The sequence below is a fragment of the Alcaligenes sp. LTN-3 genome (assembly GCF_059735605.1).
This window is the reverse complement of record NZ_JCAPDN010000001.1, coordinates 1,757,889-1,768,326: the sequence shown is the minus strand read 5'-3', so window position 1 is coordinate 1,768,326 and position 10,438 is coordinate 1,757,889. Positions and strand designations below refer to the sequence as shown.

General features: G+C 54.0%; 7 protein-coding genes and 2 rRNA genes. 5 read left to right on the top strand and 4 right to left on the bottom strand.

The window, feature by feature from the left end; genetic code table 11:
• The 3 genes from AC6I6N_RS08225 to AC6I6N_RS08215 form a co-directional block, all read left to right on the top strand.
• Positions 1-2,678: ribosomal RNA gene (locus AC6I6N_RS08225) — 23S ribosomal RNA — on the top strand; the annotation flags it as partial.
• A 180-nt stretch (positions 2,679-2,858) separates the two neighbouring features.
• Positions 2,859-2,971 (top strand): 5S ribosomal RNA (gene rrf, locus AC6I6N_RS08220).
• 849 nt (positions 2,972-3,820) lie between these two features.
• On the top strand, positions 3,821-4,186 hold the full coding sequence (locus tag AC6I6N_RS08215) for a DUF4870 family protein (protein ID WP_094197537.1): 366 nt from the start codon (positions 3,821-3,823) through the stop codon (positions 4,184-4,186).
• A 382-nt stretch (positions 4,187-4,568) separates the two neighbouring features.
• Here AC6I6N_RS08215 and AC6I6N_RS08210 read toward each other — a convergent pair whose 3' ends face one another.
• The 3 genes from AC6I6N_RS08210 to AC6I6N_RS08200 all read right to left on the bottom strand — a co-directional run bounded on the left by AC6I6N_RS08210 (position 4,569) and on the right by AC6I6N_RS08200 (position 6,989).
• Positions 4,569-5,147: a hypothetical protein gene (locus AC6I6N_RS08210; protein WP_094197536.1), complete on the bottom strand. Its 579-nt coding sequence runs from the start codon at positions 5,145-5,147 to the stop codon at positions 4,569-4,571.
• Positions 5,148-5,165: 18 nt separating this feature from the next.
• Entirely contained in the window at positions 5,166-6,605 is a 1,440-nt protein-coding gene (locus tag AC6I6N_RS08205; protein WP_406612101.1) for a cryptochrome/photolyase family protein, read from the bottom strand.
• Between the two features lie 105 nt (positions 6,606-6,710).
• Positions 6,711-6,989, bottom strand: coding sequence for an SWIB/MDM2 domain-containing protein (locus AC6I6N_RS08200; protein WP_009459783.1), 279 nt, complete (start codon positions 6,987-6,989; stop codon positions 6,711-6,713).
• A gap of 318 nt (positions 6,990-7,307) precedes the next feature.
• On the opposite strand from AC6I6N_RS08200, the gene pyrC reads away from it, so the two are divergent.
• Complete coding sequence (gene pyrC, locus AC6I6N_RS08195; RefSeq protein ID WP_121739462.1) at positions 7,308-8,366, top strand: dihydroorotase; 1,059 nt, start codon at positions 7,308-7,310, stop codon at positions 8,364-8,366.
• Between the two features lie 87 nt (positions 8,367-8,453).
• Positions 8,454-9,254, top strand: a complete 801-nt coding sequence (locus tag AC6I6N_RS08190; protein ID WP_497943389.1) for a hypothetical protein — start codon at positions 8,454-8,456, stop codon at positions 9,252-9,254.
• 4 nt (positions 9,255-9,258) lie between these two features.
• Here the strand turns inward: AC6I6N_RS08190 and ruvB are convergent, their stop codons facing one another.
• Positions 9,259-10,329, bottom strand: a complete 1,071-nt coding sequence (ruvB, locus tag AC6I6N_RS08185; RefSeq protein WP_094197533.1) for a Holliday junction branch migration DNA helicase RuvB — start codon at positions 10,327-10,329, stop codon at positions 9,259-9,261.
• Positions 10,330-10,438: the final 109 nt, after the last annotated feature.

Sequence of the window (10,438 nt, the reverse complement as noted above, 5' to 3'; positions counted from 1 at the left end):
CTCGAGGAAAAGAAATCAACCGAGATTCCGGAAGTAGTGGCGAGCGAAACCGGACCAGCCTGGATGTTTTAGCGTAGTGAATAGTCGAATGGAATGGAAAGTCCAGCCGTAGCAGGTGATAGCCCTGTAGGCGAAATTCAGTACGTGGAACTAAGCATCGAACAAGTAGGGCGGGACACGTGAAATCCTGTCTGAATATGGGGGGACCATCCTCCAAGGCTAAATACTCGTGATCGACCGATAGTGAACCAGTACCGTGAGGGAAAGGCGAAAAGAACCCCGGAAGGGGAGTGAAATAGATCCTGAAATCGTATGCATACAAACAGTAGGAGCACCCTCGTGGTGTGACTGCGTACCTTTTGTATAATGGGTCAGCGACTTACATTCAGTGGCAAGCTTAACCGAATAGGGGAGGCGTAGCGAAAGCGAGTCCGAATAGGGCGATTCAGTCGCTGGGTGTAGACCCGAAACCAGGCGATCTATCCATGGCCAGGTTGAAGGCACGGTAACACGTGCTGGAGGACCGAACCCACTAATGTTGAAAAATTAGGGGATGAGCTGTGGATCGGAGTGAAAGGCTAAACAAGCCTGGAGATAGCTGGTTCTCTCCGAAAACTATTTAGGTAGTGCCTCGTATATTACTGCCGGGGGTAGAGCACTGTTATGGCTAGGGGGTCACAGCGACTTACCAAACCATGGCAAACTCCGAATACCGGCAAGTACAGTACGGGAGACAGAGCACCGGGTGCTAACGTCCGGACTCAAGAGGGAAACAACCCAGACCGCCAGCTAAGGTCCCTAACTATGGCTAAGTGGGAAACGAAGTGGGAAGGCATAGACAGTCAGGAGGTTGGCTTAGAAGCAGCCATCCTTTAAAGAAAGCGTAATAGCTCACTGATCGAGTCGTCCTGCGCGGAAGATGTAACGGGGCTAAGCCATAGACCGAAGCTGCGGATGTGTACTTTTAGTACACATGGTAGGAGAGCGTTCCGTAAGCCTGTGAAGGTGTTCCGTGAGGAATGCTGGAGGTATCGGAAGTGAGAATGCTGACATGAGTAGCGATAAAGGGGGTGAAAAGCCCCCTCGCCGTAAGTCCAAGGTTTCCTGCGCAACGTTCATCGGCGCAGGGTGAGTCGGCCCCTAAGGCGAGGCAGAGATGCGTAGCTGATGGGAAGCGGGTTAATATTCCCGCACCGTCGTAGAGTGCGATGGGGGGACGGATTGCAGAATGTTATCGGGGTGTTGGATGTCCCCGTTGGCGCATCATAGAAGGCACTTAGGCAAATCCGGGTGCGTAATTCAAGGGTGTGACTGAATAGAGCTTCGGCTCTAAACTAACTGGAAGCAGTTCCAAGAAAAGCCTCTAAGCTTCAGCTCTACGAGACCGTACCGCAAACCGACACAGGTGGACGGGATGAATATTCCAAGGCGCTTGAGAGAACTCAGGAGAAGGAACTCGGCAAATTAATACCGTAACTTCGGGAGAAGGTATGCCTCATTAGTGTGATGTGCCTGCGCACAAAGCATGAAGAGGCCGCAGTGAATCGGTGGCTGCGACTGTTTACTAAAAACACAGCACTCTGCAAACACGAAAGTGGACGTATAGGGTGTGACGCCTGCCCGGTGCCGGAAGGTTAAGTGATGGGGTGCAAGCTCTTGATCGAAGCCCCGGTAAACGGCGGCCGTAACTATAACGGTCCTAAGGTAGCGAAATTCCTTGTCGGGTAAGTTCCGACCTGCACGAATGGCGTAACGATGGCCACACTGTCTCCTCCTGAGACTCAGCGAAGTTGACATGGTTGTGATGATGCAATCTCCCCGCGGCTAGACGGAAAGACCCCATGAACCTTTACTGTAGCTTTGCATTGGATTGTGAACCGGCCTGTGTAGGATAGGTGGGAGACGTTGAAGCGTGGTCGCCAGATCGCGTGGAGTCATCCTTGAAATACCACCCTGGTCTGTTTGCGGTTCTAACCTAGGTCCCTTATCGGGATCGGGGACCGTGCATGGTGGGCAGTTTGACTGGGGCGGTCTCCTCCTAAAGTGTAACGGAGGAGTTCGAAGGTACGCTAGAGACGGTCGGAAATCGTCTTGATAGTGCAATGGCATAAGCGTGCTTGACTGTGAGACTGACAAGTCGAACAGGTACGAAAGTAGGACATAGTGATCCGGTGGTTCTGTATGGAAGGGCCATCGCTCAACGGATAAAAGGTACTCTGGGGATAACAGGCTGATACCGCCCAAGAGTTCATATCGACGGCGGTGTTTGGCACCTCGATGTCGGCTCATCTCATCCTGGGGCTGTAGCCGGTCCCAAGGGTATGGCTGTTCGCCATTTAAAGAGGTACGTGAGCTGGGTTTAAAACGTCGTGAGACAGTTTGGTCCCTATCTGCCGTGGGCGTTGGATATTTGACGGAGCCTGCTCCTAGTACGAGAGGACCGGAGTGGACGTACCACTGGTGTATCGGTTGTCATGCCAATGGCATTGCCGAGTAGCTACGTACGGAAGAGATAACCGCTGAAGGCATCTAAGCGGGAAACTCGTCTGAAGATTAGATATCCCGGAGGCTTGACCTCCCTGTAGGGTCGTCCGAGACCAGGACGTTGATAGGCTGGGTGTGGAAGTGCAGTAATGCATGTAGCTAACCAGTACTAATTGCCCGTGTGGCTTGATCCTATAACCCTTGAGGTTGTAGTGAGTTAAGTTGTTGACCACAGAACGTAATATTGAAGTGCAGCGCAACCCGCGCTCGACACCTTCGTAACCGCTGCTAGCTGATCCGTACTGATCGCTAGCAGTGTGCTTCTTCCAATTGGCTGGGACGTCCCTGTAGAGACGGCCTGGCAACCAGTTACGCTTGACGACCATAGCAAGGTGGTCCCACACCTTCCCATCCCGAACAGGATTGTGAAACGCCTTTGCGCCGATGATAGTGGACGGACGTCTGTGAAAGTAGGTCATCGTCAAGCTCTTATTGCTCAAAACCCCCGCAAGTATCCCTTGCGGGGGTTTTGTTTTTTATGCGCGCCACGCGTACACACGGCTGCCCAGCTGTGTTCTGGTGGCATAAGGACCGGATCCCTGCGATCATCTCGTTCGGACGTCCCTTCCTTCCTCCTGGCCCGTTCTGGGCACCTTGTCTCCCTTCTTCTTCTTCTTCTTCTTCTTCTGTACGGCTTACTCGTGTCTGCTTCGGCTTGCCCCTCGGGTAGCTCCCCCGCGTAGCATCCGGTGCTGCTAATACAGGTCGGAGCCTTCAGCCTCACCTTCCTTCCTTCTTCTGTACGGCTGTTGTCCGCCCCTTCTTCTCGGCTTGCCTCGGGTAGTTACGTGGATTGGCATCCAGTGAGCCAAGAAAGCCTTTGGTTTGATCGAGCTGATGGCCTATCGGCTGGGGGGACGCTGGATCTTCCCCATTCTTCTTCTACAACACCTCTCCATCCCACCCGTAAAAGCTTATTCCGGGCGCTTCTTAACTTACCTTCCTTCCTCTGTTCGCTTACCCGTTGTCGCTTCTATCGTCATGGTGCTTGCCTAACTCTGGCTGCGTGGGGTGTTTGTTGTTGATAGCTCTGCACACCTGCATCACCATCAGCCCGTTTTGGTTACCGATTCCCCTTCTTTCTATTCGGCTGCTGCCTACCGTGTCTATTGAGTATGTGGGGTGTGTACTTCTTCGGGATATAGGATTTATCTTCAGGCCGCTAATTCTTCTATTCATATGGTGGTAGCTCTGCCACTGTCATACGGTTAATGCCCAAAGTATGGGTAAAATGGTTCGGTATCGTTATTGTTAATGCTTGTTTCAGGAGAACCGAATGAATCAGCCCATTAGCCCCGAGCTTGAACCAGGCTTGTCGCTGCGCAAGATCACGCACATCTGCTATGGCTTGTTTTCTTTGGCTATGATCAGTGCAGGTATCTTCGGTGCTGCGGCTGTGGCAGCCGTGATCCTGGCCTACGTCAAACGCGGTGATGCGTCGGGCACCATTTATGCCAGTCACCTGGACTGGGTTATCAAGACTTTCTGGTGGGGTCTGTTGTGGGTGGTGCTGAGCGCTTTGCTAACGACCATCTTCATTGGTTGGGTAACCGCGCTGGTGGCCTTGGTTTGGATCGTTCATCGCTTGATCAAAGGCTGGTTGGCTTTGGCTGGTGGTCAGGCGCTGGGCCACGATTACTAGGCCGATCCAGTATCAGAAGAGTTCTGGGCCAGACCAGAAAGAAGTATTTTAAAAGGTGCTCTGATGAGCACCTTTTTTTATGTGATCTCGTTTTGCTCCATTCTGGGTACGATTAGTCTTGGGCCTTTTGCTTGCGGGGCTCTTTGCTTATGCGTGTTGACTCAGCCTCATCGTGACGGTTGGCAGCTTCTCTTCTCTGCGCCCTATGTCAGGGGGGCAAAAAAATACAAGACGTTTTGCCCTGGTTTCAGGAGCTTAGGCCACTGCAAGCCAGGATGCTTGCTGCTTGAATGCTTGTACTGAAGGATGCCTGGTTTTATGTTGGGTGTTTTCCTGCATGGCAGGGTTTCTCTTCACCTCTAAAAACCCCAAAGGGCAAGCCTCAGGGCGCCAGCAAGTGAACCTGCTCGATATGCATATGGTGCATGCATTCACGCAGCAGTAGCAGGTATATACCCAGGTTTTGATTGTTGACTAGCTGATGGATATTTTCCAAAGAGCTAGCGTTGATCATTTTCAGACTGACGGCCCCTTGGCTGGCGGCGGCATAAAGGGTGAACAGATCGTCGATCATGTCCCGGTTGATGATGTGCTGTTCATTGCCTTGAGCTGTATGGAGCCAAGCATGTAGTTCTTCTGCATATTCAGCCGTGGCAAATACCGTGAACTGGCGTAGATCCAGACTGGCCGGCATGATGGCGTCTTCGACGACTTCAATGGCATGCTCCAACTGCGCCTGGCGTGAGCTTGAGTCTGAAAAACAATTGGCCAACAGCTGGACTGCGCTAAGTTCCGGGAAGTGCTCCGTATGTACAGGGGCGCCTTGATGAGCCAAGCTGATTTCGGCATGGTCTGCGCTGAAGTCCAGAACGGCCACTTGTGCTTGGGGATGAGCGGCTTGCAGGTTTTGTAGTAATACGGAAGTACTGATCGGAGAAGGTCGCTTGAAGCTATCTGACATAACTATCCTTAAGGTATTTCAATCCGCTTGTTCTTGCTCTCCTGCTTGCTTGAATAAGGCCAAAGCAAGATGCCGTTGTGTGTCATGGTCTACGATGGGGGCCGGGTAGTCTTTCCCTGACCTGAATTCGATAGGGAGCTGCTTGGCCTGCCAAGGCGCGTGAATAGCTTGTTTGTCCAGCGACGCCAGTTCGGGCACATATCGACGTATGAACTGTCCGTCTGGATCAAATTTACGCGATTGGGTTATGGGGTTGAAGATGCGAAAGTAAGGCTGCGCATCGCATCCGGTGGAAGCGGCCCATTGCCAGCCCCCCACGTTAGAAGCCATATCGTAATCAAGCAGCTTCTGGGCAAAATATTGCTCCCCCCATCGCCAGTCTATCAGCAAGTCTTTTACCAGAAAGGACGCACTTATCATGCGCAGCCGGTTGTGCATATAGCCTGACTGGTTCAATTGACGCATGGCGGCATCAACAATTGGATAGCCGGTCTGGCCGTCTTTCCAGGCCTGAAACCAGTCTTCGCGATTAGGGAAAGGCAGGTCCTTGTAGGCCGGCTTGAAGCTCTCTGTCGCCGTTTCTGGGTGATGCCATAGGAACTGCTGGTAGAACTCTCGCCAGATCAGTTCGCTCAGCCAGGTGGCCGCGCCATTGGAGTCGCTGGGCCAAGCCAGAGATACGGCTTGGCGTATGGATAGTGTTCCAAAGCGCAGATGGGGGGCTAAATAGGACACGCCTCGTTTGGCTGGAAAGTCCCGGCGTTCATGATAGGCATGGATTCTGGGCTCAAATTGTTCCAGCAATGTCTGGGCGCCTTGCCAACCGGCGGGACTGAGCAGTTTCGCGCGAGATTTTTCCTGAAAGCCTAATTCTTCCAAGTCAGGTAGGGCTTGCTCTGGCAGGGCGGCCCATTCTCCTTGCGAGCAGTCATAGGCTTGTGCATCCTCCGATTGAATACGCGCCAGCCAGTTCCGCTTGTAAGGTGTAAAAACCGTATACGGTTGTCTTTGCTGTGTCAGGATTTCATCTCGCGCAAAGATGACCTGGTCCTTGAATAGCTTTAGTTCCATGCCTTGGCCAGACAGGGTATGACTGACAGTCTGATCTCGTGCCATGGCCGCAGGTTCGTAGTCTTCATTGGCATAGACCGCCTTCGCATTCAGGCGGTTTGCCAATTCGGGAATTTTCTGTACTGGGTCACCGTGAGCCGTGATCAGTTCACTGCCATATTGGCGCAGTTGCTCCTGCACCTGCAGCAGACTGTCATGTATAAAAGCCAGCCGTACATCGTCGGCAGGCAAGGAGTCCAGGATTGTGCTGTCAAAGATAAACACACAGGCCACAGGCAAACCGCTTTTCAGGGCGTGGTGCAAGGCCGCGTGGTCGTGCAGGCGAAGATCGCGGCGCAACCAGCATAGAACACGTGGGGTTTGATCGGGAGCAGTAGAGATTGACATCGATATGAAGATGCGAAGGCTTGATGATGACACATGAAAAAGGGCCGCAGCTGAAAGCTCAGCGACGCGGCCCGATACTGCCAAAGGTGCCTGAGCACCCCGCGCTTATTTCAGGTGAGCGCTGACCAGTTTGGTCAGTTCAAACATGGAGACCTGATCCTTGCCGAACAAGGGGCGTAGTTTGGCGTCAGCATTGATGTTGCGACGGTTCTTGGGATCCTGAAGATCGTGTTTCTTGATGTATTCCCAGATTTTCTTCGTAACTTCAGTGCGCGGTAGCGCGCCAGAGCCAATCACCGCAGCCAGTGTTGGGCTAGGAGTGAGTGGTTTCATGAAGGCTGCATTGGGTTTGCGGGTAGCAGGTTTTTTTTCAGTGCTGGCCATGAACGGAACTCCTGAGAAACGAGTTGAAGGGGCGGGTTATGCGCTAGGGCACGACTTGTCTGTCAGCATACCGTGATACTCCTTATACGTCCAAGCCCTTTGTGAGTAGGAGCTTTGCCGGTCTGTAAGCAGATTTTCCAGTGTTTACAGGCTGCTGCAACGCAGTATTGATTCGGGCTCGGGACTTCTGTGCCGACATGCGCAGCGCAGGCAGCTGTAGCATAATGATGGATTCGGCCTGCTGACAGGCAATTGTGGCACCTGTTGCTTTATTGACGGTTCAAAGCACGGAGCCTTTGTTTGATATTGAGTAAAGATATGAGCCCTACTGTGGATACCCTGGTCATTCGTCGTCCTGATGATTGGCATTTGCACCTGCGCGACGGTGCTGTGTTGGAGTCGGTCTTGGGCCATACTGCGGCACAATTTGATCGGGCTATCGTCATGCCCAATCTGACCCCGCCCGTTACGGCAACCGCACAGGCTCTGGCCTACCGCGAGCGCATTCTGAGCGCATTGGCCAAAACCGAGTACGTCGGTAAGTTTGAGCCTTTGATGACTTTGTACTTGACGGACAATACTCAGCCTGAGGAAATCGTTCGCGCCAAGGAAAGTGGGGTTGTACATGGCGTCAAGCTCTATCCTGCCGGAGCCACCACCAACTCTGACGCCGGTGTGACGGATTTGCTAAAGAACTGTTCCCGGGTGCTGGCGCAGATGCAGGAATCGGGCATGCCTTTGCTGATGCACGGCGAGGTTACGGACCCCAGCATCGACTTGTTTGACCGCGAAGCGGTATTCATCGAGCGTGTGATGATTCCCATGCGCAAGGCTTTCCCTGAGCTGAAAGTGGTGTTTGAACACTTGACCACGGCAGAGGGTGCCGCCTACGTGAGCCAGGCCGAGGGCCCGGTTGCCGCGACGATCACGGCGCATCACCTGCTCTATAACCGTAATGCCCTGTTCCAGGGGGGCTTGCAGCCACACTGGTACTGTTTGCCAGTCTTAAAGCGCGAGAAGCATCGCCAGGCTCTGGTAGACGCCGCAACCAGTGACAGTAACCGTTTTTTCCTGGGTACAGACAGCGCACCCCACTCGCGTAGCCGCAAAGAACAAAGCTGTGGCTGTGCGGGCTGTTACACCGCGCTGCATGCTATGGAGCTGTACGCGTCGGCTTTTGACAAGGCCGGTCGTTTGGATCGCCTAGAGGCCTTTGCCAGCTTGAATGGCCCCGCTTTTTACGGCTTGCCCGTCAATGAAGGAACAATGACGCTGCAACGCCGTCAATTCACGATTCCCGAGTCTGTGGAGATGGCCGGTGAGCCATTGATTCCTCTCGCTGCCGGTCAGGCTCTGGACTGGAGTGTGGTGAGCTAGGGAAAAAAGAGGCGGCTCGGTTCCTGCGTCTTTAATGACGCTTAGCCGGGCGGCTCTTAATATCTGATCTCACTGCGAAATACGTCCGTGGAAACTGTTTTTCTTGATGTGGCGTGGTCTGCCTTGGCCGCACGCATGGCCGCGACCGCTTTGGTCGTGATCTTGGTTTCGTGGTCTGTGGGCGCATTTGGCCCCTTGATCGGTGGTGCCTTGGCGGGCTTGCCCATGGTGCTGGGCCCCGGCTTTTATTTTTTGTCCCAACAGTTTCCCGCCGATTATGTGCAGCAGGCGGCAACCTATGCCGTGTATTCGCTGAGTGCGACGCAACTGTTTTTGCTGCTCATCATTCTTTGCGCTCCCAACTTGTCGCCTTGGCGCACCTTGCTGTGTGCGGTCGCAGCTTGGGCAGTGGCTGCCTTGCTTTTGTCCTTCATGCCCGTGCAGCCTGTGCTGGGGCTAGCCTTGTTTATTGCCGTCACTGCGTTCAGCTTGCGCGCGTCGCTCCGTTTGGCCGGCATGAAAGGGACCAGCAAAGCGAAGGCGGGCTGGGGCTTGCTGATATTCAGAGGAGCCTTGGCCGGACTTCTGGTCGCTATCGTGACCACCAGCAGTTCTTTGTTAGGGCCGAGCTTGTCGGGACTGATTATGGCTTTCCCCATTGGCTATACCGTGGTGGCTGTGACCATTCACCAAACCCTGGGTGCTGCCAGCTTGGTAGCGACCTTGCGTTCGGCTTTGTGGGGGACGGGGAGTCTGGCAGGGTTTTGCACTACGCTGGCCTTAGTCTTCACGTATATGCACTGGCTGCCGGCCTTGCTGTTGGCCGCCGCCGTATCGATTGCGATTACCTTGCTATTGGTGTTTCGGCCCTGGTCCCGCCGGGGCTAAATGCTTATTCTGCCTCGAACAGGTCCTGACCCTGTGTATTGCGTGGGGGCGTGAGCCCCAGGTGGCGCCAGGTGTTCAGGGTGGCAATACGGCCCCTGGGAGTGCGTTGTAAAAAACCATGCTGGATCAGATAGGGCTCGATCACGTCCTCGATTGTGTCGCGCTCTTCACCGATGGCAGCGGCCAGACTGTCTACTCCTACTGGACCACCGTCGAATTTATGGATGATGGCTTCCAACAACTTTCTATCCATTAAATCCAGACCTTGTGGGTCCACTTCCAGCATGGAAAGAGCGGCTTGGGCGCATTCGGTATGGATGATGCCGCCGGTTTTGACTTCGGCGTAGTCGCGCACCCGGCGCAAAAGCCGGTTGGCAATACGCGGTGTGCCACGTGAGCGGCGGGCAATTTCGTAGGTGCCCTCGTCTGTTGTGCTGACATTAAGCAGGCCGGCACTACGTGCCACAATGTGCGTTAAGTCTTTGACGTCATAGAACTCCAGGCGGGACACAATGCCAAAACGGTCGCGCAAGGGGTTGGTCAGCATGCCTGCTCGGGTTGTCGCGCCGACCAGGGTAAAGGGCTGCAAATCCAATTTGACGCTGCGGGCGGCCGGGCCTTCACCAATCAAAATATCAATCTGGAAGTCTTCCAGGGCCGGGTACAGAATTTCTTCGACAACGGGGGAGAGACGGTGGATTTCGTCAATAAACAGGACGTCGTTGGGTTCCAGATTCGTCAGCAGAGCGGCCAGATCACCGGGGCGCTCCAGCACGGGGCCGGAGGTTTGACGTAGATTCACGCCCATTTCATGGGCAATGATGTGAGCCAGAGTGGTTTTACCCAGACCGGGCGGGCCAAACAGCAAAACGTGGTCCAAGGCCTCCTGACGTTGTCGAGCAGCAGCGATGAAAATTTCTAGCTGTTCACGCGCACGAGCTTGCCCGACATAGTCCTCCAGCATCTTGGGCCGTAAGGCGCGCTCGATGGACTCTTCGTTGGGCGACAAGGGTTTGGGCGTAATGATGCGCTGTTCAGAAGGCAGGCTGGAGAGCGAATCGGAGTGTATGGCCATGATGACTACGCTGATTGAATATACAGTATGGTACACCAAGCGCTAGCCGCCTGAGTACTGAGGCTCGTGGCAGCGTGCACAGAGTGCTTATGCAAATCGTCGCTCTGCT